We start from the raw sequence: 23,213 nt of genomic DNA, 5'->3' as shown, positions 1-23,213 counted from the left end.
TCACTACTACCTCCTTTCTTCGGCCGCGATGAGCGCTTCTAGCCTATTAAATAGCGCGAATCGTAGAGGTTGATTCACCGCTTAACTCCGGCGCCGAACGTGCCGACTTTGCGCATGGGGTGGTCTTCATTCCGCGGATTCTGCAAAGCTGACCGGAAGGATTCGCGCACGACGGACCACACCTGACTCCCCAGCTCGCGGCCGGCCCCTGAGCCTATCTCCAGGGCCGGCCACGCCGTTCCTCGCGAGCCGGGGCAGGGACTGCCGGTCGATTTTGCCGCATGTCCGCAGGCAACGAAGCGGCCTAGTCTCGATCCGTACCCACAGACGACACGGCGCAGAGAGCTCCGATGCCGCTTCCCACGGTCAGGCCGACCACCACCGAGCAGCCGGCGGCACTGCCGGCGCACAAAGCGTCGTCGCACGAGCCTGCCGAGGAGCCGCTGACCTGCATCCTCGGCTTCACCGCGGCCGGCCTGTTCGCCGCCTGCCTGGCCCTCGCGATCCAGCACGAGATCGCCTCGCTTGCCGTGCTCGAATTCGTGCTGATCTGCGCCGCGCCGCCTCTGGCCGCGCTCGCAGGTCTCGCGATCGGGCGACGGCGCTAGGCCATCGTCACTTCGTATAGATGTCCTTGTACTGGTCACGCAGCACGTTCTTCTGCACCTTGCTCATGGCGTTGCGCGGCAGTTCGTCGACCACGAACACGCGCTTGGGCATCTTGAACTTGGCGAGCCGGCCGTCGAGATTCTTCAAAACGCCCGCCTCGGTGACGTCGGCGCCGGGATGGCGCACCACCACCGCGGTGACGCCCTCGCCGAAATCCGCATGCGGCACGCCGATGACCGCGGATTCGACCACGCCCGGCATGGCGTCGATCTCGCTCTCGATCTCCTTCGGATAGACGTTGAAGCCGCCGGAGATCACGAGGTCCTTGCCGCGTCCGACGATGTGGACGTATCCCTTCGCATCGATCTTGCCGAGGTCGCCGGTGATGAAGAACCCATCGTCGCGGAATTCCGACCTGGTCTTCTCCGGCATGCGCCAATAGCCCTTGAACACGTTCGGGCCCTTGACCTCGATCATGCCGATCTCGTCGCGCGCGAGCTCCTTGGCGGTCTCGGGATCGGTGACGCGCACGGACACGCCGGGCAGCGGGAAGCCGACCGCCCCGGGCACGCGCTCGCCCTCGTAAGGGTTCGACGTATTCATGTTGGTCTCGGTCATGCCGTAGCGCTCGAGCACGGCGTGGCCGGTGCGCGCGAACCATTCGCGATGGGTATCGGCGAGCAGCGGGGCCGAGCCCGAGATGAACAGCCGCATGTGGCTGGTCGTCTCTTTGTCGAGCCGCGGATTTTGCAGGAGACGCGTGTAGAAGGTCGGCACGCCCATCAACACGGTCGCGCGCGCCATCAGGGTGATGATCAGGTCTGCATCGAGCTTGGGCAGGAAGATCATCGATGCCCGCGCGAACAGCGTGACGTTGCTGGCCACGAACAGCCCATGGGTGTGATAGATCGGCAGCGCGTGGATCAGCACGTCGTCCTTGGTGAAGCGCCAGTAGTCGATCAGCGTCAGCGAGTTCGAGGCGAGATTGTCGTGGGACAGCATCGCGCCCTTGGAGCGGCCGGTGGTGCCCGAGGTGTAGAGGATCGCAGCCAGGTCGTCGGCACCGCGCGGCACGGTGGTGAACGCCGAGTTGGCCTTGTCGGCAGCGTCGGTCAGCGAGCCCTTACCCGAGGTGTCGAGGGTTTCCACCTTGGCGCCGACCTTGGCCGCCAGCACGCCGATGCCCTCGGCCTTGGCGGGATCGCAGACCACCACGGTCGGCTCGGCATCGCCGATGAAGTAGTCGAGCTCGTTGAGCGTGTAGGCGGTGTTGAGCGGCAGATAGACGCCGCCCGCGCGCACCGTAGCGAGATAGAGCACGAGACCGGACACCGACTTCTCGGTCTGCGCGGCGACACGATCGCCCGGCTTGACGCCCCTGCTCACCAGCACGTTCGCCATCTGCCCCGCGCGCGCGATCAGGTCGCCGTACGAGATGCGCTGACCGTCATGGGTCTCGATCGCGAGCCGGTTGGGATCGTCGAGGCCGTCGAACAGGCGGGCGAACAGGTTGGCGTTGGTGGCGTGGTTCATGCAACATTCCCCTGAGAGCGCGGCGCGGCCGGCTGTGCCAGCCGGCGGAACATCAGGCTCGACGAAGACGAAAAGGGCCCTGACGGCGGATCGCACCGGCGACGTCGCCCGGATGGCCGTCTCTGATCGAGGCTGCAATAGCAAAAACGCCCTTTCGAAGGCAACGGGAGACGCCAAGATATGACCAACGGGAAACGAATCGCGTGGATCACGGGCGGCGGCACTGGGATCGGCGAGGCCGGCGCGCTGGCGCTCGCCGCCGAGGGCTGGACGGTCGTGGTGTCCGGCCGGCGCAAGGCGGCGCTCGACGCCGTGGTGGCCCGGATCAGCGCCAGTGGCGGCTTGGCTGAGGCGATCCCGCTCGATGTCGCCAAGGCTTCTGATGTGCAGGCGGCCGCTGATGCCATCCTGGCGCAGCATGGACGCATCGACCTGCTGGTGAACTCGGCCGGCGTCAACGTGCCGAAGCGGAGCTGGGACGACATGACACTGGAGGGCTGGAACCAGCTGGTCGAGATCAATCTCAACGGCGTGCTGTATTGCATGAAGGCAGTACTGCCGGCGATGCGCGCGCAGCGGGACGGCATCATCATCAACGTCTCGTCCTGGGCCGGCCGCCACGTCTCGAGGATGCCGGGGCCGGCCTACACCTCGACCAAGCATGCCGTGCTGGCGCTGACGCACTCCTTCAACATGGAGGAATGCGTCAACGGATTGCGCGCCTGCTGCCTGATGCCGGGCGAGGTCGCCACGCCGATTCTCGAGCAGCGCCCGGTGGTGCCGAGCGCCGCGGAGCAGGCGCGCATGCTGCAGCCCGACGACCTCGGCCGCACCATCGCCTTCGTCGCCGGCATGCCGCCGCGCGCCTGCGTCAACGAGATCCTGATCAGCCCGACGTGGAATCGGGGTTTCATTCAGACGCCGGGGAATAGGGATTGAGCAGCTCTCGATATCGGACATGGCAGGCACATCAATCGTCACCCTCGCTGTCATCGCCCGGCTTGACCGGGCGATCCAGTACTCCGAGACGCCTGTGATTGAATGGATGAGCCGCGGCGTACTGGATGCCCCGCCTTCGCGGGGCATGACAGTGAGATATGCGGAAGCGGTCTCGCGACACGATGCGCCCGAGCTATTCATGAGACTCACCGCCCTCGGAAAATCATGAGGGCGCAGGGAAGGCCGGGCGCTGGCCGCGCCCGTGGCCCGCCTGCAGAAAAAAATGCAGGCGGCAGGTACCACAGGTCTGGCCGAGAACGCCCGGCCCTCCCCGCGCAACGGTTTTAACGGCTGCTTCGCGTTCTCCCTGGTGCGCCGGGCTTGTTGGCCACCATCCCCCACGCAATGCGCTAGCATTGCGCCAGGTTGATATCAGCGTCGGGATATCAGGACCGCGCGACTTGACCGTTCGCATGCCGCCGTTCGTCCGCGCAGACAATCCACGCTGCGTCGACACACGCCCATCGCATCCCACTGCCAACGATCCGTGACGGTCGCGAAACGCCCCTCATGCGGCAGCAGGGACGCGCGGAAATGTGCAGGTGATTTGCCCGACGGTGCAAGCCCGAAGATTGCGACAAACTAACACGACGGGCAATTTGCGCATGGGAGGCATGCTGACAGCCCGGCGGTCATTGCGAGCGAAGCGAAGCAATCCAGAGCTGCGGACGGGACTCTGGATTGCTTCGTCGCTTCGCTCCTCGCAATGACGGTGGCCAGCGCATGGCCCGATATCGCGACAATCAGGTGCCTCGTGCAGCGGCGCGGCGGCGCAGCGCGCGCCGGAGCAGCCAGACGAGAACCGCCAGGATCGGCAGCCACGGAACGATCGCGGCCAACGTGTAGACCAGCGCCGACAGTGACATCACGATTGTCTGACCGACCGCCTGCAGGGCCTGATACACCGGTGTAAGGTCGAGACCAAAGCGATTCACCACTCCCACATAGCTGATATTGACACCAATCAGATCTGTCCGCCGGTGCAGCTGATCGAGCTGCGCCGTCGCGCTCTCGATCTCGCTTTGTGCCTGCGCCAACTCCTTTTCGATAGCGATCAGATCGGCCGCCGTTTTCACGCTCTGGTCGTTCAGCAGCGCTGTCAGCCGCTCGCGAAGCTTCGTCTTGGCCGCGAGCCGCTTTTCCTGATCCATCATCGGCGCGCCAAGTTCGATCGACTTGACGGAATGGTAGGTCATCCGCGCAGGCGGCGCGGTGAGGATTGCTGCAAAAGCATCATATGACTGAGGTGGGACACGCAACGCGGTGTCCGCCTTGGCGGCGCCCTGATTCGGCCGGCCCAGCGACGATTGCGTCAACTCGCAGCCGAGCCTGGTGCACTCCTCGACATGCTTGCGCTGAATGGCTTCGAGGTCGACCGCGGGCACTTCGAGCGTGAAGAAATGCTTGACCTCGACCCGAGGGTCGGGTGCTCCGCCGGACAGTCCACTGTCTGCAAAATCGTTCGGCCGGCCACAGCCGCCGAGCGCGACCAAAAGAAGAAGCGCCATCGGCCACATTTGTCGCGCACGCGCCAACGAACTCCTTGGTCTCATATTTGTCCCCATGTCCAACACCTACGGAATAGCAGGGGTATCACGGGACACTATGACCGGACCACGATCGCGCTCAAGCTGTGGCGGGGGAAGCCGGGGCACGCGGATTCGCGACGCAACGGTCGCGAGCATGAAGCGGAGTCGCGCCCGCATGACGAGCGCGACCCAGCATCGATCAAACCGCCTCAGAACGACGTGCCGCCGCCGAACCTGAATTCCTGCACGACGTCGTATTTGCCCTTGGACAGCGGCACAGCGTAGTCGAAGCGCAGCGGGCCGAACGGGGAGGCCCAGATCAGGCCGACGCCGACGGAGGAGCGCACCACCTTGCTGTCGTCGTATTGCAGCCCGCATTTGCAGGCCGATGTGTTGACCTCGCCGGTTGCGGCCCACGAGGTCGGGCCCTGATAGCCCCACAGCGAGCCGGCATCGGCATAGACGGCGCCCTTGAGGCCGACTTCCTTCGGCAGGAACCAGAACGGCATCTGCAACTCGGCCGAGGCGCCCCAATATTTGGTACCGCCGAGCGAATCGCCGGTCGCGCCGAGGCTGCGATAGGTGATGTCGCGCGGGCCGATGCCGTTCGACGCGAAGCCGCGCACCAGCGCCGGGCCCATCTGGTAGTGGTCGAGCATGCGCAGGTCCTTGTCGCCGATCTTGTTCAGCACACCGCCCTGCAGATGGATCACGCTGACGATGTCGGACACCAGCGGCGTATAGTATTTCGCATCGACCGCCGACTTGAGATAGCTGACATTGCCGCCGACGCCGGCGAAGTCCTGGCGCCAGTCGACGATCAGACCGTCGGTCGGGTTCTTGTTGTTGTCGAGCGTGTTGTAGGACAGGGTGTAGCCCAGCGCCGAGGTCAGCGCCGCGCCGTCGTTCAGCTCCTTGCGGATCGGCAGGGTCGATTCGCCGTCACCGTAGCAGCCATAGCCGTAGACGCCCGACGTGGTCGCATTGGTCGGATCGACGCCGCCGAGCACGCTGGCGATATAGGCCGGCGTCGGATTGAAGGCGAGCAGGCCGTTGGCGTTGTTGTTGTTGCAGTTGGCGAGGTAGGACGGCAGCGTGATCTCCTGCCGGTAGAGCGAGTAGCGCAGCTGCAGCGAAAGATCCTCACGCAGCTGGAAACCGAGCCGCGGACTGAAGCCGATCGTCCGGGTGCCGTAGCTGGTGTAGCTGTTGGCGAGCTGCTGGCGGTAGGAGACGTCGAGGCCCAGCGCGACGCGGTAGTCCAGCAGATAGGGTTCGACGAAGGAGAGCGTCACGCCGCGCGTGTACTGGCCGTAGGTCACGGCGGCCTTGGCATAGAGGCCGCGGCCGAGGAAGTTGCGCTCGGAGATCGAGACCTCGGCCAGCGCGCCGTCGGTGGTCGAGTAGCCGCCCGAGATCGAGAAATCGCCGGTCGACTTCTCCTCGAGGCTGACCACCAGGACCACGCGGTCGCTCGACGAGCCGGGCTCGGCGGTGATCTTGACGTCCTTGAAGAAGTCCAGGTTCTTCAGCCGCCGCTCGGCACGATCGACCAGCGCGCGGTTGTAGGCATCGCCCTCGGAGATGTCGAATTCGCGCCGGATCACGTAGTCGCGGGTGCGGGTGTTGCCGCGGATGCTGATGCGCTCGATATAGGTCCGCGGACCCTCGTCGACCTGAAACACGATCGAAACCGTATGCGCTTCCATGTTGCGATCGCCGCGCGGACGCACGACAGCGAAGGCGAAGCCGCGGCGCGACGCCTCGATCTGCATCTCCTCGACCGACTTCTCGAGCTGCTCGACGTTGTACAGCGCGCCGGCATTGACGCGCGAATAGCTGCGCAGCGTATTGACGTCGAGGGCGGCGACGGTCGACTGGAACTGCACTGCGCTGACCCGGTATTGCTGGCCTTCGTCGATCTGGAACGTGACCAGAAAACCCTTCTGATCCGGATCATACTCGGTCAAGGCCGCGACCACCTGGACATCAGCATAGCCGTTCTTCAGATAGAAGCGGCGGATCAGGTCGCGATCGGCCTCGACGCGGTCGGGATCGTAGACGTCGTTGTTGCCGAGAAAGCTGAGCCAGTTCGATTGGTGGGTCTTGATCACATCGCGCAGGCGCGCGGCCGAATAGGCGTTGTTGCCGACGAAGCTGATCGACTTCACGCCGGTCTTGACGCCCTCGGTGACCGTAAACACGAGATCGACGCGGTTGTTCGGCTGCTCGATGATCTCTGGCGTGACGCGCACGTCGTAGCGGCCCGAGCGGCGATAGATCTCGGCGATGCGCTGCGCGTCCGACTGCACCATCGGGCGCGACAGCGTGCCGCGCGGCTTCGACTGCACCTCGGCGGTGAGCTGCTCGTCCTTGACCTTCTTGTTGCCCTCGAAGGCGACGCGGCCGATCACCGGGTTCTCGACCACGCGCACGACCAGGCGGCCGCCCTGGCGATCGATCTTCACGTCGCTGAACAGGCCGGTCCCGACCAGCGCCTTGAGGCCGTCGTCGACCTGGCCGGCATCGAGCGTGCCGGACGGGCCAGGCTTGAAGTAGGAGCGGATGGTGTCGGCTTCGACACGCCGGTTGCCTTCGACCGTGATCGAGGTCGCGGCCGCGACAGGCGCTGCCACCGCCATGCGGGGCAACGACGAAACGGGCATGGCCAGCAGCATCAGGGCAAGCACGCCCGGCAGTCTCAGACGCATCATCGAGCTCTTTCGAAAGTCAGAGTCCTCGGCGCGCCTTCGGAGTTCGGCACGCCATGGGAATCGGTGATGCCCGTCAAAGATGGTCGAGATGCGCCGAGTTCGTTGCGCGACATGTCGATTGATGCGTGATGTGGCTGAGTGTTTCTCGTCAGAAAAACTACTGATCAGCTGGGAGCCGGAAGCGGCGTGCTGATACTTAAGTGCAGCGTCCGCACCTGGACCGGAAAGCCACAGCGGGCGCGGACATCTCCGTTAAGCAATTGGTCCGGCCGCGCCGCATTCCGCGCGTTCCGACATCAAATTCTACAAATCTTCGAACACCGGCAATACGCCGGAAAAACGACCGTGCTAATTGTCGCTCATCCGAGCTAAGCCCCCAAGTAGTTCGGCCAAGGCCCGGTGCGCGCAGATTCCCATACTTATTCCAGCGCACCGGGCCGCCCGTTTTTCTCGTCGTTAGATAACGGCGCGCCCGTTCCCAGAGCCGACGACTACGATCGTCGATCTGCCGTGAGTTGGGTCGCAGCTTTCACCGCCGTTGCACCTGCGCTCCCTCTCCCCGTTCTTCACGGGGAGAGGGTTGGTGCGAGGGGCAGACCCGCGGGTGGTGCAAATTGTTAGACCTGTACCCCCTCACCCGGATTGCATCTTCGATGCAATCCGACCTCTCCCCGCAGGCGGGGAGAGGTCGACGGCCGCGGGCACCGTGCTCAAGCTGAATTCTCCAACGAGAGACCAACACCAGCCAAAAAGTTCCTGCGAGCTGCCCGGCTCGCCCGCCCGAATCGCCACAATGTCGGCTGCTGTTGCGAAATTGCCTCTGGATCGGGCCGGGAAAAACGATCAAAACGAACGCCAGCGCCGATGGTTAATCGCGTCTTAACCTCGCCCCACCTATGGTGACCACAAAGGCACCGGTTCATGGGCGATCGGCGGCTTCCACTGGTTTGGCGCGCGTTTTACGTATGGCAATGACCGCTGCATCCCCCGCGCCCGCTGGCGCCAGCCATTCGGAGAGCGAACGCTCGCCGTTTGCGCGGCTGAACGAGCTGCTCGCCCCGCACAAGCCGGGCAAGCCCATGATCACGCTCGCCGTCGGCGAGCCGCAGCATCCGGTTCCGGACTTCGTCGGCCCGGTGCTGGCGCAGCATATCGCCGATTTCGGCCGCTATCCCGCGGCCAAGGGCATCGAGCCGTTCCGCAAGGCGGCCGCAGGCTGGCTGGCGCGCCGATTCGCACTGCCGCGCGCGATCGATCCTGAGCACGAGATCCTGGTGCTCAATGGCAGCCGCGAGGGCCTGTTCTTCGCCGCCCATACCGCGCTCCAGCTCGCGGGCCCGCGCCGTGGCAGGCCTGCGATCCTGATGCCGAATCCATTCTATCCGGTCTATGGCGCCGGCGCCCGCACCGCGGGCTGCGATTCCATCTATCTGCCGACGACGCGCGACAACGGCTTCCTGCCCGATCTCGACGGCATCGACGAGGCGACGCTGTCGCGCACGATCGCGTTCTACATCGCCTCGCCTGCGAACCCGCAAGGCTCCGTGGCGAGCCCGGACTACATGCGCCGGCTGAAGCAGCTCGCCGATCGCTATGGCTTCGTGATCTTCGCCGACGAGTGCTATTCGGAGATCTACACGCTGAAAGCGCCGGGCAGCATGCTGGAGCATGCCGGCCCCGACTACACCAACGTCGTCGCCTTCCAGTCGCTGTCGAAGCGCTCCAACGTGCCGGGCATGCGCATCGGATTCGCGGCCGGCGACCGTCGCTTTCTCACGGCCTTCCACGAGCTGCGCAACGTCGCCGCGCCCCAGGTGCCGGTGCCGCTGCAGCACGTCGCCGTCGCCGCCTATGGCGACGAGGCCCATGTCGAGGAGAACCGCAGACTCTACCGCGCCAAGTTCGATCTCGCCGACCAGATCGTCGGCGACCGCTACGGCTATCGGCGCCCCGAGGGCGGCTTCTGTGTCTGGCTCGACGTCGCCGATCGCGGCGGCGACGAGGACGTCACCGTGAAGCTCTATCGCGACGCCGGCGTGCGCGTGGTGCCCGGCAGCTATCTGGCGCGGCGGCAGGCAGACGGCTTCAACCCCGGCGCCGGCTACATCCGGCTGGCGCTGGTGGCCGATGCCGCATCCACCGGTGAGGCGTTGCACCGGCTGGTCGAGGTCCTCAGGTAATCGCGGGGCTGATGCGGATGCCGGCGATCGAACGAGTCATTCCCCTGGTCAACCACCTGCCGACGTCGCTGCGCGACGCGCTGGTGCGGCGGCTGCGCGAGCTCGCGGGCCTCGGCCTGATCGCGCTGTCCGGCGTCGCCGCCGCGGCGCTGATGACCTGGTCGGTGCAGGACCCGAGCCTCAGCCATGCGACCTCGCGCGCGATCCGCAACATCGTCGGCTATCCCGGCGCGATCAGCGCCGATCTCCTGATGCAGATCCTGGGTCTCGGCTCGATCATGGTGATCCTGCCGATCGCGATCCGCGGCTGGCGCATGATGACGCACCGGCCGTTCGACCGCGAAGCGCTGCGCTTCGGCGCCTGGATCCTCGGCGCCATCATCGCGGCCGGCCTCGCCAGCTGCTGGCCGCGCTCGCATGCCTGGCCGCTGCCCACGGGCTTGGGCGGCGTGGTCGGCGACGCCCTGGTGCGGGCGCCTGCGGTCGTGTTCGGGCCGCCCGGCTTGATCTATCGCCTGGTGCTCGGCAGCCTACTGCTGGTCGCCATGACCGGCTGCCTGCTGGTGGCCGGCGGCATGGGGGCGAAGGAAGCCGACGAGAGCCTGCTGGCGGACGAGGATGACGACACCCCGCTGAGCGATGCGGACGAGGACGACGACAAGAGCGCGGTGCGGCTCGGCTGGGTGTTCCACGCCATCATGAGCGCCAAGGCGCGCGTCGTCTGGTTCCTCAGCACGGCCTATCGCGCGCTGGTTTCCTCCGGCCCGCAACCCCGCGCCAGCGCCGCCGGCCGACACGAGCCGAGCCTCGGCGGCGGCCGCTCCAAGCCGACGCTCGCCCCGGAGATGGACGAGGACGGCGGCGACGGGGAAGAGGCCGGGGAGGACGAGGACGACGAGGAGGAGGAGCCGGCCCCGAAGGCGCGCAAGAAGCCGGCGCCCAAGACTCCGCCGCGCAAGTCCAACGACAAATACGACCTGCCCTCGGTGTCGATGCTGGCGGCGCCGAAATCCTCCGATCGGCAGCCGTTGTCGAAGAGCGAGCTCGAGGCCAATTCGCGCGCGCTGGAAGGCGTGCTGCAGGATTTCGGCGTCCGCGGCGAGATCGTCAAGGCGCATCCCGGCCCGGTCGTCACCCTGTACGAGCTGGAGCCGGCGCCCGGCATCAAGTCGTCGCGCGTGATCGGCCTCTCCGACGACATCGCGCGCTCGATGAGCGCGCTGTCGGCGCGCGTCGCCGTCGTGCCCGGCCGCAACGCCATCGGCATCGAGCTGCCCAACGCGCATCGCGAGAAGGTTTACTTGCGCGAGCTGCTGGTGGCCAAGGAGGCGACCGAGAGCGTCGCCAAGCTGCCGCTCTGCCTCGGCAAGAACATCGGCGGCGAGTCCATCATCATCGATCTCGCCCGCACGCCGCACATGCTGATCGCCGGCACCACCGGCTCGGGCAAGTCGGTCGCGATCAACACCATGATCCTGAGCCTGGTCTATCGGCTCCGGCCGGACCAGTGCCGCCTCATCATGGTCGATCCGAAGATGCTCGAACTCTCGGTCTATGACGGCATTCCGCATCTTCTCACGCCGGTCGTCACCGATCCGAAGAAGGCCGTCGTCGCGCTGAAATGGGCCGTGCGCGAGATGGAAGAGCGCTACAAGAAGATGGCCAAGCTCGGCGTCCGCAACATCGACGGCTACAACGCCCGCCTCGGCGAAGCTCGCAACAAGGGCGAGGAGCTGACGCGCACCGTTCACACCGGATTCGACAAGGAGAGCGGCAAGGCGATCTACGAGGAGGAGAAGCTCGACCTCGACCCCCTGCCCTACATCGTCATCATCGTCGACGAGATGGCCGACCTGATGATGGTCGCCGGCAAGGACATCGAAGGCACGGTGCAGCGCCTCGCCCAGATGGCGCGCGCCGCCGGCCTGCACGTGATCCTGGCGACGCAGCGTCCGTCGGTCGACGTCATCACCGGCACCATCAAGGCGAACTTCCCGACCCGCATCTCCTTCCAGGTCACGTCCAAGATCGACAGCCGCACCATCCTCGGAGAAATGGGCGCCGAGCAGCTGCTCGGCCAGGGCGACATGCTCTACATGGCCGGCGGCGGCCGCATCAGCCGCGTCCACGGTCCGTTCTGCTCCGACGAGGAGGTCGAAAAGGTCGTCCGTCATCTCAAGGCGCAGGGCTCGCCGGAATATCTCGAGGCGGTCACCGCCGAGGAACCGAGCGAGGAGGACGGCGCCGTATTCGACGCCACCGGCATGGGGGGTGGCGGCGGTGGCGACGACCTGTTCTCCCAGGCGGTTGCCGTGGTCAAACGCGACCGCAAGGCGTCCACCAGCTACATTCAACGGCGGCTGCAGATCGGCTATAACAAGGCTGCTTCGCTGATGGAGCGGATGGAACAGGAAGGCATCGTCGGCCAGGCCAACCACGCCGGCAAGCGCGAGATCCTGGTGCCCGAGGAAGAAGGCGGGTTCTGACCGCCCGCTTGGTCCCAGATCTGCCGTTTCCGTGTCGTATCTTCACGCAATTACGATCACGCCGCCCGACCGAACCGAGATAGAAACGCGTAAAACTCAGGACGTCGTTTTGAAAAGCCCCTTGTTGAACAGCCCCATTTCACCTTCCGCGGCCCCGCACGGGCGCCGCATGTCAGCCTGGATGGCGGCATGCGCCGTGACGGCCTGCGCGCTGACGGTTGCCGCCAGCCACGCTGCCGCCCAGACCACGCCGTCTGCCAAATCAGCACCGAAAGGCGGCGCCCAGCTCAGCGCCTCCGAGCAGCGCGGCCAGAGCGCGGCGACGACCCAGACCGTGCCGCCCAATCCGATCATTCCCGATCCCCGGCGCAACGTGCCGGCGAGCATCTTCACCTCGTTCGACGCCAACCAGAAGGCGCAGGCCGCCAAGGTCAGCGCCTATCTGTCGTCACTGCAGACGCTGGTTGGAAACTTCGTCCAGGTTGGTCCCGACGGCAGCAAGACCAAGGGCGATTTCTACATCCAGAAGCCGGGCAAGGTGCGCTTCGAATATGAACCGCCGACGCCGATCGACATCATCGCCGACGGCTCCTCGCTGGTCGTGCGCGACCGCAAGCTCGCCACCCAGGACGTCTATCCGCTGTCGCAGACGCCGCTGCGCTACCTGCTGTCGGACCGCATCGACCTGCTCAAGGACACCAACGTGATCGCGGTCGCGGCCGACGACCTCTACGTCACGATCACGATCGAGGAGAAGCAGGCGCTGATCGGCACCAGCCGGCTGATGCTGATGCTCGGCGCCAAGGACGGCCAGCTCAAGCAGTGGACCGTGACCGACCCGCAGGGCTACGACACCACGATCGCGGTCTACAATCTCGATACGACCAAGAAGCTCGATCCGGCGATGTTCAAGATCGACTTCACGAACTACGGCACGCCGCCGGGCTGACGGCCCTCCCCGCGCTCAGCTCGATTCGAGCCCGCGGACCTTCCATTGCGCTTCCGACAGCGCGAGCTTCTCGAAGCGTTTGCGCGCCTCCTCGACGTCGTCCGCCGGGATCGCGTCGCAGCCGGGACGGCCGCGCAGGATCATGGCGGTCGTCGCCCAGCTCAGCCGGGCCGCCTTGCAGGCCAGCAGCAGATCGCTCAGCCGATCGTCGTCCATCAGCGATTCGATGGTTTCGATGGAGACGACGCAGAGCAGCGCCAGCGCCGCGATCACGGAAGGGAATTCACCGGTGACGCAGAAGCGGTTGACCGCGGAATCGCCGAGCTTGCCGGTGCGATTGAGCGCGGCGACCTCGGTCTTGACCTGCTGATAGTCCCACATCGCGCGCATGGCGGCGCCGGACGACCGCGTCGGCGTCGCCTGCAGGGTGGCGCGGGTCGCCGGCGGCGCCGCCTTGATGAAGCGGGCGCGGGCGCCTTCGCTGGCGGCGGCGACGAAAGCGCGCGAGAGCTTCGCCGGCAGATCGGTGCGCAGCGCGAGCTTTTCGGCGAGATCCTCGTCGCGCTCGGCGATCTTGAACAGGCTGCGGTAGCCGTCCTCGGACAGGCGCGCGGAGAGGTTCTGCACCAGCGCCATGCGCACGGCGGGGAAGCCGCGCGCAATCAGCAGCGTCGTCAGGGTCTCGCCGATTCCCCGGCGGCTGGCGAGCGCAACGAGATGCCCCGGACTGCCGCTCCGGATGAACTCGGCGCAATCGCGCTCGGTCAGCACCAAGGCCTTGGCCAGCATCGGCCCGGCGACACGCAATTCTGGATGGACGGCGAGCAGTCGCGCGGTCCCGTAGGGCGCACGCTCGACACGGGCCAAGGCCGCGCTGAACTCGGCCAGCACCTCGGTCGCGACCTGCGGCATCAGCCGCGCGAACATCTGGTCATAGAGATCGAGCTGCTCGTCGGACGCCGGCCGCGGACCAGCCAGGAACAGGCTCGTGGTCCGGCGCAGCATGTCGGTGGCAAGCTCGGACACCGTCCTCGCCTCGGCGGCGGGCGTCTTGACGGTGGGAGCGGCCGAAGGCGCTGGGGGCATCGCACGTCTCTCGTTGGCGGCGTCCCTTCGGTTCTGACGGGGCGCGTGTCGATCATGATTTCCGGAAGAATGCGAACACCGGCCTAAAGGGGCGTTAAGCTCAGGGGCGGGTCCGACGGCGGACGCGGACCGTCGTTAATGGATTGCGCCTCGCGCCGGCGGCGGCATGTTCCTGTATTGTTCTTGCGGATGGAGCCCGCTTCCGCTAGCTTCGCCAGCGGGAGGGGCACCATGGTCCAGCGCGTTTCTACCGTCGCCTTTGAAGGGATCGAGGCCCGCGCGGTCGACGTCCAGGTCCAGGTCGCGCCCGGCCTGCCGGCGTTCGCGATCGTTGGTCTCCCGGACAAGGCGGTGTCGGAGGCACGCGAGCGGGTGCGCTCGGCGCTGATCGCGTCAGGGCTGGCGCTGCCGGCACGGCGCATCACCGTCAACCTGGCGCCAGCCGACGTCCCGAAGGAAGGCAGCCACTACGACCTGCCGATCGCGCTCGGCCTGATGGCCGCCATCGGCGCCATCCCGCCGGATGCGCTCAGCGGCTTCACCGTGCTCGGCGAGCTCGGGCTCGACGGCTCGATCGCGCCGGTCGCCGGCGTGCTGCCGGCCGCGATCGGCGCCAATTCGCGCGAGGAAGGCCTGATCTGCCCGGCCGCCTGCGGCGCCGAAGCGGCATGGGCCAGCCCCGAGCTGCAGATCATCGCGGCGACCTCGCTGATCCAAATCGCCAATCATTTCAAGGGCACGCAGGTGCTGTCGCGGCCGCAACCGAAAATCCAGGAGGCGCCCGCGAGCCTGCTCGACCTGCGCGACATCAAGGGCCAGGAGAGCGGCAAGCGCGCGCTCGAGATCGCCGCCGCCGGCGGGCATCATCTGCTGATGATCGGCTCGCCCGGCGCCGGCAAGTCGATGCTGGCGGCGCGGCTGCCCTCGATCCTGCCGCCGCTGTCGCCGGCGGAGCTGTTGGAAGTCTCGATGATCGCCTCGGTCGCCGGCGAGATCGAAGGCGGGGCGCTGACGAACAGACGGCCGTTTCGCAGCCCGCATCACTCGGCCAGCATGGCGGCGCTGACCGGCGGCGGCCTGCGCGCCCGGCCCGGCGAGATCTCGCTGGCGCATCAGGGCGTGCTGTTTCTCGACGAGCTGCCGGAGTTCGACCCGCGCGTGCTCGATTCGCTGCGCCAGCCGCTGGAGAATGGCGAGGTCTCGATCTCGCGCGCCAACCACCGCGTCACCTACCCTGCCCGCTTCATGCTGGTCGCGGCGATGAATCCGTGCCGCTGCGGCAAGGCGTTCGAGCCCGGCTATGCCTGCAAGCGCGGCCGCATCGACCGCTGCACGGCGGACTACCAGATGCGGATCTCGGGCCCGCTGATGGACCGCATCGACCTGCGCATCGAGGTGCCCGCCGTCACCGCCGCCGACCTGATCCTGCCGCCGTCCAAGGAAGGCTCCGCCGAGGTTGCTGCCCGCGTCGCCACCGCGCGCGACCTGCAGCGCGCCCGCTACGCCAAAGCCGGCCTGCCGCAGGTCCGGACCAATGCCGAGGCGCCCGCCGCCGTGCTCGACGAGATCGCCAAGCTCGACGCGCCCGGCCAGAAGCTGCTGCGCGAGGCCGCCGAGACCATGCGGCTGTCCGCCCGCGGCTATCACCGCGTGCTGCGCGTCGCCCGCACGCTCGCCGATCTCGACCACACCGAGACCATCGGCCGGCTGCATCTGGCGGAGGCGCTGTCGTACCGCGCGCTGGCGGAGGACAATCGGCATGCGGCGTAAAGGCGCGCCCTCCCCTTCAACACTCTGGTAACGACTTCTCTTTACGCTCCGACAACCATAAGGCCCCGCGTTTTGTCATCAGGCCTTCCGCGTCGGTGCGTGTCATGTTGCGTTTCAAGGTCCTCGTCTCGGCCGTGCCGCTGATCGCGGCCGCGGTCATTGCCAAGATCGAATTGGCGCCCTCTCCCCAGCCCTGCATTGCCGTCGGTGCCGACACCCTCGCGCTCGGCTCGGCGCCGTTTCACGCCGATCTCCATGTCGATTTCACCGATGATCCCGCGCTCGCCACCGTACGCGTGGCGCTGGCCGACGATCCGGGGACGGCCGATTTCGTCGTGGTCGACGATGCGCCCGTCACGGAGGCCAGGGATTGCGGCATGACGGCTGCGACCGATGCCGTCGGGCTCACTGCCGATCCGCTCGCGAGTGCACCGCTGATCTACCTGGCGAGGGACAAAGCGGGCGATGGCACTGCCGACTATCGCATCTACGTGCGCTCCAGCCGCCTCACGGCCCGCAACCACGCGGCATCACCGGCCAATCCGCTGTTGTGAGCCGGGCTAACGCCCGGTTCACCATCTCTGCACGGCGGCAACGCGCGTGCATGACCTTTCAAAGTCTCAGCAATACCGACGCCGCATGGTGCGGGCGGCCATGACACGGGATCGAAGGCATCAGGGGTGATCGAGATGGGACGGCTTCTTCGCATCAGATTACGTCTGCGCCGGTTCATGCGCCGTCATCACCTCGTCTTCACGATCCTGCGCTCGCTGATGATCTTCTCCGCCGGCTTCGGCGGCGCGTACGGCTTCATCAAGGCCAGCATGGCCGAGAAATCCGGCTACAACCCGCACACCTTCGCGATCGGCGCCAGCTTCCTGTTCGCGCTCGCCTGCGTCGGGCTGGCCACGCTCAGCATGCGGCTGCGCTTCCTCGCCAAGAAGCTGCACAAGGTCGCGCTTCACAACGAGGTGCTGGCGGACCGGAACTGGGAGCTGCAGGAAGCCGAGCAGCGCGCGCGCAATCTGTTCGAGCAGCAGGGCGACCTGATCGTGATGCGCGCGAGCAACGGCGCCATCGTCTTCGTCAACGACGCCTATTGCGAGATGGCGGGGCTGGATCGCGAGAACCTGCTCGGCAGTCAATTCGCCTTCGAGCTGATCGAGCAGGGCGACAGCGCGCTCGAGCCGAGCGGCACCCGCGTCCACGACCAGTGCATCGACAGCGCGATCGGGCCGCGCTGGATCGCCTGGCGCGAGGCGCTGGTGCGCGCGGATGCCGGGCAGCCGGCCGTGCTGCAATGTGTCGGCCGCGACGTCACCGGCCGCACCGAGACCGAGCGCGCGCTCGCCGATGCGCGCGACCAGGCCAATGCCGCCAACCGCGCCAAGTCGCGCTTCCTGGCGATGGCAAGCCACGAGATTCGCACGCCGCTGAACGGCATCCTCGGCATGAGCGGCCTGCTGCTCGAGACGCCGCTGACGCCGGAGCAGACCACCTACGCCAAGGCGGTCAGGACCTCGGGCGAAGCCCTGATGTCGCTGATCAACGAGCTGCTCGACTATTCCAAGATCGAGGCCGGCAAGCTGGCGCTGGAAGCACAGCCATTCTCGCTGACCGCCTTGATCGAGGAGATCACCGAGCTGATGGCGCCGCGCGCGCAAGGCAAGCAGCTGGAAATGGCGGCCTATCTGGACGAACGGCTGCCGACCTGGGTGACGGGCGACGCCGCGCGGCTGCGCCAGGTGCTGCTCAATCTCGCCGGCAACGCCATCAAGTTCACGGCATCCGGCGGCGTGGCGCTGATCGCCGAGCCCGGCATCTGGCCGAACGAGATCAGCTTCCAGGTCCGCGACACCGGCATCGGCATCGCCGCCGATGCCCAGGAGCGCATCTTCCGCGAATTCGAGCAGGCCGACGACAGCGTCGCGCGCAGCTTCGGCGGCACCGGCCTCGGCCTTGCGATCTCGGATCGGATCGTCAAGCGGATGGGCGGCCGGATCTCGCTGCAGAGCAGGCTTGGCAGCGGCTCGACCTTCGAGGTCTCCGTGCCGCTGCCGGCCGCCCTGGAGCGTGGCGAGCAGAACAGCTTCCGCGGCCCCGATCTGACGGGACAGTCGATCATGCTGGTCGCACCGGCCGGGCTGCAGGCCGAGCTGATCGAGCGGCGGCTGCAGAACTGGGGTGCTCAGACCTGCCTCGTCGCGGAGACCGAGGTGGCCGAGGTCCTTTTGCCGGAGCGCGCCTGGCACGCCGTGCTGATTGACGACGCGATCGGCAGCGATGCCGCACGAAGCCTGGGCGAGGCGGCGCGTCATCATACGACGCGGCTGATCGTGCTGGTGACACCCGCAAGCCGCCACGAGCAGAACCCGGCGGCGCCGTTCCACTTCTATCTCGTCAAACCGCTGCGGGCGGCATCGCTCGCGACGCGCGTGGGCTTCGAGGTCGACGGCGCGGCCATGGCGCTCGCCGATGAGTCGCTGCCGACGATCGCGCCTCCGATCGCAGCTCAGGCCGGTGCCGGGCTGTCGATCCTGGTCGCCGAGGACAACGACATCAACGCGCTCTTGATGCGCTCGCTGCTCACCAAGCTCGGCCATCACGCCGATATCGCCGTGCACGGCGAGGCGGCGCTCGACTCCTGGCACGCCGCCCGATCCGCCGGCGCGCCCTATGACCTGATCCTGATGGATGTGCAGATGCCGAGACTCGACGGCATCGCCGCCACCAGGCGCATCCGCGCCCACGAGGCCAGCGAGCCCGGCCGCCGCACCCCGATCCTGGCGCTGACGGCCAACGCCCTGGTCGAGGACCGCTACGCCTGCTTCGAAGCCGGCATGGACGGATTCCTGGTCAAGCCGATCGACCGCGACAAGCTGGAGGAGGCGCTGGCGAATCTGGCGGCGGCACGGCAGGTGGCGGCGTAACCTGCTGGTCGGAACGGCTGCGCTAAGAACAGCGAACGCGAGGCACCTTCTCTCCTCTCGTCATTCCGGGGCATTCGCGCGCAAAATGGCGAAGCCATTTTGAAGCAGCGCGAATGAGCCCGGAATCCATAACCACCGGGCGTTATTCTTGACGAAGGCGAGCGCCACAAGGATCTCGATCTACCATAACCGGCCGTGGCTATGGATTCCGGGCTCGCGCTCCGCGCGCCCCGGAATGACGGATGGTGCCGAACAGGCCGCGAAGGCTTACCGGCAGCTCACAACCGCCTGAGCGCCACCGTTTCAATCTCGTGGTCGGCGCCCTTCTTCAGGATCAGCGTCGCCCGGGGCCTGGTCGGGAGGATGTTGTCCTCGAGGTTGGCGAGGTTGGTGCGTTCCCAGATCGCGATGGCGGTAGCGATGGCTTCGTCGTCCGACAGCAGCGCGTAGCGATTGAAGTAGGAGCGGGGATCGTGGAACGCCGTGTCGCGCAGCGACAGGAAGCGCTTCACGTACCACTTGCGCAGCACCGCCTCCTCGGCATCGATGTAGACCGAGAAGTCGAAGAAGTCCGAGACGACGGGCACCGCCTTGCCGTCGCGCGGCAGCGGTCCGGTCTGCAGCACGTTGACGCCCTCGACGATGAGAATGTCGGGCTGGTCGATCTCGACCCATTTGTTGGGAACGATGTCGTAGGTGAGATGCGAGTACACCGGCGCGCGCACCGGATGGCGGCCGGCCTTGATGTCGGAGAGGAAGCTGAGTAGACGCGGCAGGTCGTAGCTTTCGGGAAAGCCCTTCTTCTGCATCAGGCCCTGCCGCTCCAGCACTGCGTTCGGATACAGAAAGCCGTCGGTGGTGATGAGGTCGACGTTCGGCCGCGGTGACCAGCGTGTCAGCAGCGCCTGCAGCACGCGTGCGGTGGTCGACTTGCCGACCGACACCGAGCCGGCGACGCCGATGATATAGGGCATCTTGCGGTCGCGGATGCCGAGGAACTGGCGCTGCGCGTAGTACAGCCGCTGCGCCGCATCGACATACATCGACAGCAGGCGTGACAGCGGCAGGTAGATGTCCTCGACCTCCTGCAGGTCGAGGCGGTCGTGCATCGAGCGCAGCTTGGAGAACTCGCCGGGCTCCAAGGTCATCGGCGTGTCGTTGCGCAGCTCCGCCCATTGCTGGCGGGTGAAGACACGGTACGGATTATATTGTTGTTCGCTGGTGCGCATATCCATGACGCTGCCCTTCGTTTCCCCGCCGACGCGCCCTACTCCGTCCTGCGCGCCGCCTTTTCTTCCAGACCCGACTGACTGGTCCGCTTGCCGAGCGCCGCCTCGACTTCCTCGAGCCGCACGTCGCGTGACTTCAACAGCACCAACAGATGAAACAGCAGATCGGCACTTTCGGAGATCAGATGCTCACGGTCGTTGCCGACAGCGGCGATGACGGTCTCGACCGCCTCCTCGCCCATCTTCTTGGCGCATTGCGGCGGACCCTTGTCGAGCAGCTTGCGCGTATAGGACGCCTCGCCGCCCGCCGCGGCGCGCGCGTCGATGATGGCAGCGAGATCGTGAAGCGTGAAGCGGGACATCAGCCGGTACTCGAAACGCCCGCCCGCCTGGAAGGCCAGTGGGCAGGAACTCATTTAACATTTTTGCGGCGCAATGTCGTCAGGGATCGAGCCGCATCGGCAGGCCCTGCCGCACCATGTGCTCCTTGGCCTGCCGGATGGTAAATTCCCCGAAATGGAAGATCGAGGCGGCCAGCACCGCGGTCGCCCGGCCCTGGCGGATACCGTCGACCAGGTGATCGAGATTGCCGACGCCGCCCGAAGCGATCACCGGCACTGGAACGCTGTCGGCGACCGCCCGGGTCAGCGGCAGGTCAAACCCCTGACGCGTGCCGTCGCGGTCCATCGAGGTCAGCAGGATCTCGCCGGCGCCGAGCGCCACGACCTCCTCGGCGTATTCCAGCGCATCGATGCCGGTCGTCTTGCGGCCGCCATGGGTGAAGATCTCCCAGCGCGAGCCGCCGCCCGGACGCGGGACGGACTTGGCGTCGATCGCAACCACGATGCACTGCTCGCCGAATTTCTCGGCGGCTTCCTTCACGAACTCACGCCGGGCCACCGCGGCCGAATTGATCGAGACCTTGTCCGCGCCCGAACGCAGCAGGGTCTTGATGTCGTCGATGGTGCGCACGCCGCCGCCGACCGTGACCGGCATGAAGCAGGCCTCCGCCGTGCGCCGGACGACGTCGAGCATGATGCCGCGGTTCTCATGGGTCGCGGTGATGTCGAGGAAGCAGAGTTCGTCGGCGCCGGCGGCGTCATAGGCGATCGCCGCTTCCACGGGATCGCCGGCGTCGCGCAGATTGACGAAGTTGACGCCCTTGACGACCCGTCCGTCCTTGACGTCGAGGCAGGGAATGACGCGGACCTTGAACATCCTGTTGTCTCCTACGCGCGCGCCGCGCGGATCAGCGCCAGCGCCTCGGCGGGGTCGAGCCGTCCGTCATACAGCGCGCGGCCGGCGATGGCGCCTTCCAGCTTCCTGGCGCGCGGTGTCAGCATCGCCTTGACGTCCTCGATCGAGGCGAGGCCGCCGGAGGCGATCACGGGAATCGAGATGGCATCGCCGAGCGCGATCGTGGCATCGAGATTAAGGCCCTTGAGCAGACCATCGCGCGCGATGTCGGTGAAGATGATCGCGGCGACGCCGGCATCCTCGAAACGTTTGGCAATATCGAGCGCGGTGACTTCCGACGTTTCCGCCCAGCCTTCGACTGCGACCTTGCCGTCGCGGGCATCGAGGCCGACGGCGACGCGGCCGGGGAATGTCTTCGCGGCGGTCTTCACCAGCTCGGGATCGCGCACGGCGGCCGTGCCGATGATGACGCGGGTGATGCCCTTGCCGAGCCAGGCCTCCACCGTCTTGAGATCGCGGATGCCGCCGCCGAGTTGCACCGGCATCTTCACGACTTTCAGCATGGACTCGACGGCCTGGGCATTCATCGGCTTGCCGGCGAAGGCGCCGTCGAGATCGACGACGTGCAGATATTCAAACCCCTGGTCGGCGAAGCTCTTGGCCTGCGCGGCGGGATCGAGGTTGAACACGGTGGCGCGCGCCATGTCGCCCTGCTCCAGGCGCACGCATTGGCCGTTCTTCAGATCGATGGCGGGAAACAGGATCATCTGAGTTTGTCTTTCAAGAGCGCGCCCTGCCCGCCTCCCCGGCGAACAGGACGAAGCTCACGGCTTCCACTTCAGGAAGTTGGAAATCAAAGCGAGACCGAACCGCTGGCTCTTCTCGGGATGGAATTGCGTGCCGATGGCGGTGTCCTTGCCGACAACAGCGGTGATCGGCCCGCCATAATCGGCGCGCGCCAGCACGTCGTTTTCGTCGACCGCGTTCAAGTGATAGGAGTGCACGAAATAAGCGTGCAACCCTTTCGGCCCCAGCGGCAGCCGCTCCAGCACCGGGTGCTCCTGCACCAGATCGAGCGTGTTCCAGCCCATGTGCGGAATCTTCAGGCTCTCGTCACGCGGCGCGATCTTTTCGACATCGCCCGAGATCCAGTCGAAGCCATCGGTGGTGACGTGCTCCTTGCCGCGCGTCGCCATCAGCTGCATGCCGACGCAGATGCCGAAGAACGGCCGCGCCTTGTGGCGCACGGCCTCGGTCATCGCTTCGAGCATGCCATTCACGGAGTCGAGGCCGCGGCGGCAGTCGGCGAAGGCACCGACACCGGGCAGCACGATGCGGTCGGCGCGATAGACCGTGTCCGGATCGCGCGTCACGACGACCTTCTGCGGATCCTCCATGCCGCGCGCGGCGCGCTCAAACGCCTTGGCGGCGGAATGCAGATTGCCGGAGCCGTAATCGATGATTGCGACACTCATCGTCCACCTCCGGGTTCGGGAAACAAGCCAATGATGCTGGAATGCGGCAGCGGCGGCGGGTGCTGCCCATTGCCGTTGTCACGCGACGGCGGCGGTGCGCCGCGATCGACGGTGTAGTTGTTGTAACCGAGATCGCTGCGCCGTGCGGCCCAGCGCTCGAAGAAGCGGCGTTCGGCGGCATCGAGATCGTCGGCGACGACGACGTCGAGCTGACGCCAATGCCTTCGCGAATAGCTCCAGCGCTTCAGGCTGGAGGCTTCGAGCCCGAGCAGGATGGCAAGCAACAGATCGATGCCGGCGATCGCACCACCGCCGATGCCGACGCGCACCATGATCACGTCGAGCGCAATCATCAGCACGACCCAGCCGAACATCGCGAGCCACAGCCGATGCCAGGCCAGCCAGACGGCGCCGAGCACGGCGGCCCAGAAATGAAAACCATCGCGGATGAAGACGAAGCGATCCGTCGAACGCAGATCGACCCCGGCGGCGAGGGGAGCGTGAACCGTATAGACGGGCATGTCGAA

18 protein-coding genes are annotated in these 23,213 nt (G+C 66.4%); 8 read left to right on the top strand and 10 right to left on the bottom strand.

Annotated elements, in window-relative coordinates:
* Positions 1-350 precede the first annotated feature (350 nt).
* Entirely contained in the window at positions 351-608 is a 258-nt protein-coding gene (locus S58_RS01215) for a hypothetical protein (protein ID WP_015663401.1), read from the top strand.
* Positions 609-615: 7 nt separating this feature from the next.
* On the opposite strand, the gene S58_RS01210 is transcribed toward S58_RS01215, so the two are convergent.
* A complete protein-coding gene (locus S58_RS01210; protein WP_015663400.1) occupies positions 616-2,142 on the bottom strand; it encodes a malonate--CoA ligase in 1,527 nt (508 codons plus the stop codon).
* Positions 2,143-2,322: 180 nt separating this feature from the next.
* Between S58_RS01210 and S58_RS01205 the strand changes: the two genes are divergently transcribed.
* The gene (locus S58_RS01205; RefSeq protein ID WP_015663399.1) at positions 2,323-3,081 is read left to right on the top strand and encodes an SDR family oxidoreductase; all 759 of its coding nucleotides are present in this window, start codon (positions 2,323-2,325) and stop codon (positions 3,079-3,081) included.
* 803 nt (positions 3,082-3,884) lie between these two features.
* On the opposite strand, the gene S58_RS01195 is transcribed toward S58_RS01205, so the two are convergent.
* Together S58_RS01195 and bamA are read right to left on the bottom strand one after the other, a co-directional pair.
* Positions 3,885-4,658 (bottom strand): DUF4349 domain-containing protein, encoded by a 774-nt coding sequence (locus S58_RS01195; RefSeq protein ID WP_144058219.1) that lies wholly within the window; start codon positions 4,656-4,658, stop codon positions 3,885-3,887.
* A gap of 221 nt (positions 4,659-4,879) precedes the next feature.
* Positions 4,880-7,384 carry an outer membrane protein assembly factor BamA gene (gene bamA, locus S58_RS01190; RefSeq protein WP_042338533.1) on the bottom strand — a complete coding sequence of 835 codons (2,505 nt, stop codon included), beginning with the start codon at positions 7,382-7,384 and terminating at the stop codon, positions 4,880-4,882.
* Positions 7,385-8,349: 965 nt separating this feature from the next.
* Here bamA and S58_RS01185 point away from each other — a divergent pair.
* The 3 genes from S58_RS01185 to S58_RS01175 all read left to right on the top strand — a co-directional run bounded on the left by S58_RS01185 (position 8,350) and on the right by S58_RS01175 (position 12,999).
* On the top strand, positions 8,350-9,564 hold the full coding sequence (locus S58_RS01185) for an aminotransferase class I/II-fold pyridoxal phosphate-dependent enzyme (protein ID WP_042338531.1): 1,215 nt from the start codon (positions 8,350-8,352) through the stop codon (positions 9,562-9,564).
* An 11-nt stretch (positions 9,565-9,575) separates the two neighbouring features.
* Positions 9,576-12,050, top strand: coding sequence for a DNA translocase FtsK (locus S58_RS01180; protein WP_015663394.1), 2,475 nt, complete (start codon positions 9,576-9,578; stop codon positions 12,048-12,050).
* Positions 12,051-12,219: 169 nt separating this feature from the next.
* Complete coding sequence (locus S58_RS01175) at positions 12,220-12,999, top strand: outer membrane lipoprotein carrier protein LolA (RefSeq protein WP_173424412.1); 780 nt, start codon at positions 12,220-12,222, stop codon at positions 12,997-12,999.
* A 15-nt stretch (positions 13,000-13,014) separates the two neighbouring features.
* Here the strand turns inward: S58_RS01175 and S58_RS01170 are convergent, their stop codons facing one another.
* Complete coding sequence (locus tag S58_RS01170; protein WP_015663391.1) at positions 13,015-14,085, bottom strand: DUF2336 domain-containing protein; 1,071 nt, start codon at positions 14,083-14,085, stop codon at positions 13,015-13,017.
* 231 nt (positions 14,086-14,316) lie between these two features.
* Between S58_RS01170 and S58_RS01165 the strand changes: the two genes are divergently transcribed.
* From S58_RS01165 to S58_RS01155, 3 genes are all read left to right on the top strand, one after another.
* Entirely contained in the window at positions 14,317-15,855 is a 1,539-nt protein-coding gene (locus S58_RS01165) for a YifB family Mg chelatase-like AAA ATPase (protein ID WP_015663390.1), read from the top strand.
* A gap of 104 nt (positions 15,856-15,959) precedes the next feature.
* Positions 15,960-16,409: a hypothetical protein gene (locus S58_RS01160; RefSeq protein WP_015663389.1), complete on the top strand. Its 450-nt coding sequence runs from the start codon at positions 15,960-15,962 to the stop codon at positions 16,407-16,409.
* 135 nt (positions 16,410-16,544) lie between these two features.
* Complete coding sequence (locus tag S58_RS01155; protein WP_042340477.1) at positions 16,545-18,785, top strand: ATP-binding protein; 2,241 nt, start codon at positions 16,545-16,547, stop codon at positions 18,783-18,785.
* A 278-nt stretch (positions 18,786-19,063) separates the two neighbouring features.
* Here S58_RS01155 and coaA read toward each other — a convergent pair whose 3' ends face one another.
* The 6 genes from coaA to S58_RS01125 form a co-directional block, all read right to left on the bottom strand.
* Positions 19,064-20,020, bottom strand: a complete 957-nt coding sequence (gene coaA / locus S58_RS01150; protein WP_015663387.1) for a type I pantothenate kinase — start codon at positions 20,018-20,020, stop codon at positions 19,064-19,066.
* Between the two features lie 32 nt (positions 20,021-20,052).
* Positions 20,053-20,376, bottom strand: coding sequence for a phosphoribosyl-ATP diphosphatase (locus S58_RS01145; RefSeq protein ID WP_042340476.1), 324 nt, complete (start codon positions 20,374-20,376; stop codon positions 20,053-20,055).
* A 79-nt stretch (positions 20,377-20,455) separates the two neighbouring features.
* Positions 20,456-21,232 carry an imidazole glycerol phosphate synthase subunit HisF gene (gene hisF / locus S58_RS01140; protein ID WP_015663385.1) on the bottom strand — a complete coding sequence of 259 codons (777 nt, stop codon included), beginning with the start codon at positions 21,230-21,232 and terminating at the stop codon, positions 20,456-20,458.
* Positions 21,233-21,243: 11 nt separating this feature from the next.
* The gene (gene hisA / locus S58_RS01135) at positions 21,244-21,978 is read right to left on the bottom strand and encodes a 1-(5-phosphoribosyl)-5-[(5-phosphoribosylamino)methylideneamino]imidazole-4-carboxamide isomerase (protein ID WP_015663384.1); all 735 of its coding nucleotides are present in this window, start codon (positions 21,976-21,978) and stop codon (positions 21,244-21,246) included.
* A 57-nt stretch (positions 21,979-22,035) separates the two neighbouring features.
* Positions 22,036-22,686, bottom strand: a complete 651-nt coding sequence (gene hisH / locus S58_RS01130; protein WP_015663383.1) for an imidazole glycerol phosphate synthase subunit HisH — start codon at positions 22,684-22,686, stop codon at positions 22,036-22,038.
* On the bottom strand, positions 22,683-23,207 hold the full coding sequence (locus tag S58_RS01125) for a DUF2628 domain-containing protein (RefSeq protein WP_015663382.1): 525 nt from the start codon (positions 23,205-23,207) through the stop codon (positions 22,683-22,685). Before S58_RS01125 ends, hisH begins: the two co-directional genes overlap by 4 nt.
* Positions 23,208-23,213 lie beyond the last annotated feature (6 nt).

The sequence above is a fragment of the Bradyrhizobium oligotrophicum S58 genome, from assembly GCF_000344805.1.
In the GTDB taxonomy this organism is placed as follows: domain Bacteria; phylum Pseudomonadota; class Alphaproteobacteria; order Rhizobiales; family Xanthobacteraceae; genus Bradyrhizobium; species Bradyrhizobium oligotrophicum.
This window is presented reverse-complemented; position numbering and strand designations above follow the sequence as displayed.

Bases quoted from the DNA above. Each gene is read 5' to 3' on its own strand.
- S58_RS01215 (WP_015663401.1), top strand. From the start codon at position 351: ATGCCGCTTCCCACGGTCAGGCCGACCACCACCGAGCAGCCGGCGGCA.
- S58_RS01210 (WP_015663400.1), bottom strand. From the start codon at position 2,142: ATGAACCACGCCACCAACGCCAACCTGTTCGCCCGCCTGTTCGACGGC.
- S58_RS01205 (WP_015663399.1), top strand. From the start codon at position 2,323: ATGACCAACGGGAAACGAATCGCGTGGATCACGGGCGGCGGCACTGGG.
- S58_RS01195 (WP_144058219.1), bottom strand. From the start codon at position 4,658: ATGTGGCCGATGGCGCTTCTTCTTTTGGTCGCGCTCGGCGGCTGTGGC.
- bamA (WP_042338533.1), bottom strand. From the start codon at position 7,384: ATGATGCGTCTGAGACTGCCGGGCGTGCTTGCCCTGATGCTGCTGGCC.
- S58_RS01185 (WP_042338531.1), top strand. From the start codon at position 8,350: ATGGCAATGACCGCTGCATCCCCCGCGCCCGCTGGCGCCAGCCATTCG.
- S58_RS01180 (WP_015663394.1), top strand. From the start codon at position 9,576: ATGCGGATGCCGGCGATCGAACGAGTCATTCCCCTGGTCAACCACCTG.
- S58_RS01175 (WP_173424412.1), top strand. From the start codon at position 12,220: ATGTCAGCCTGGATGGCGGCATGCGCCGTGACGGCCTGCGCGCTGACG.
- S58_RS01170 (WP_015663391.1), bottom strand. From the start codon at position 14,085: ATGCCCCCAGCGCCTTCGGCCGCTCCCACCGTCAAGACGCCCGCCGCC.
- S58_RS01165 (WP_015663390.1), top strand. From the start codon at position 14,317: ATGGTCCAGCGCGTTTCTACCGTCGCCTTTGAAGGGATCGAGGCCCGC.
- S58_RS01160 (WP_015663389.1), top strand. From the start codon at position 15,960: ATGTTGCGTTTCAAGGTCCTCGTCTCGGCCGTGCCGCTGATCGCGGCC.
- S58_RS01155 (WP_042340477.1), top strand. From the start codon at position 16,545: ATGGGACGGCTTCTTCGCATCAGATTACGTCTGCGCCGGTTCATGCGC.
- coaA (WP_015663387.1), bottom strand. From the start codon at position 20,020: ATGGATATGCGCACCAGCGAACAACAATATAATCCGTACCGTGTCTTC.
- S58_RS01145 (WP_042340476.1), bottom strand. From the start codon at position 20,376: ATGTCCCGCTTCACGCTTCACGATCTCGCTGCCATCATCGACGCGCGC.
- hisF (WP_015663385.1), bottom strand. From the start codon at position 21,232: ATGTTCAAGGTCCGCGTCATTCCCTGCCTCGACGTCAAGGACGGACGG.
- hisA (WP_015663384.1), bottom strand. From the start codon at position 21,978: ATGATCCTGTTTCCCGCCATCGATCTGAAGAACGGCCAATGCGTGCGC.
- hisH (WP_015663383.1), bottom strand. From the start codon at position 22,686: ATGAGTGTCGCAATCATCGATTACGGCTCCGGCAATCTGCATTCCGCC.
- S58_RS01125 (WP_015663382.1), bottom strand. From the start codon at position 23,207: ATGCCCGTCTATACGGTTCACGCTCCCCTCGCCGCCGGGGTCGATCTG.